Origin of the sequence: Oceanobacillus sp. M65, assembly GCF_052246275.1 — a bacterium.
GTDB lineage: Bacteria > Bacillota > Bacilli > Bacillales > Amphibacillaceae > Oceanobacillus_B > Oceanobacillus_B jordanicus.
The window spans coordinates 1-620 of sequence record NZ_JBQQCJ010000011.1; the positions used below are offsets into that span (position 1 = coordinate 1).

The following is a 620-nucleotide window of genomic DNA, read 5'->3' on the forward strand; positions in this document are numbered from 1 at the left end:
AGTGCCAAGGCATCCACCGTGCGCCCTTATTCACTTAACTAAGTTACAGTAAATAAGCGTGCTAATTTCTTAGCCTTGCTTTATTTCAATCCAGCTTCAACAACTAGCGATTAGCGTGACTTCCTTCACCTTCGTACGATACGTCAACATCGACTCCCTAACGGTCATCGTGTTTCCTTTATCTCCTACGGATCAGTCCAGTCCGTACATCGCTGAACAGTTGTTTCAGCATTTTATTTGATGTCGTTGTTACTCTTATTTAGTTTTCAAGGTACAAAAATGGAGCCTAGCGGGATCGAACCGCTGACCTCCTGCGTGCAAGGCAGGCGCTCTCCCAGCTGAGCTAAGGCCCCGTATAATATAGAGAATAGATGGTGGGCCTGAGTGGACTCGAACCACCGACCTCACGCTTATCAGGCGTGCGCTCTAACCAGCTGAGCTACAGGCCCATCTAATTTCTTATTGAAAGAATTCACTCTCTCAAAACTGAACTAAACAACTAGTATGTCCTTACCGGAAGATTCTCCGAAGAGAATCCTCGGCGTTCCGATTCTATCCTTAGAAAGGAGGTGATCCAGCCGCACCTTCCGATACGGCTACCTTGTTACGACTTCACCCCA

2 tRNA genes and 1 rRNA gene are annotated in these 620 nt (G+C 47.1%); all 3 read right to left on the reverse strand.

Features of this window, described 5'->3' with window-relative positions:
- Window positions 1–280: 280 nt before the first annotated feature.
- Window positions 281–353 (reverse strand) — tRNA-Ala (locus tag ACTWPF_RS19070).
- Window positions 354–372: 19 nt separating this feature from the next.
- Window positions 373–449 (reverse strand) — tRNA-Ile (locus tag ACTWPF_RS19075).
- A gap of 113 nt (window positions 450–562) precedes the next feature.
- Window positions 563–620, reverse strand: a 16S ribosomal RNA gene (locus ACTWPF_RS19080); the annotation flags it as partial.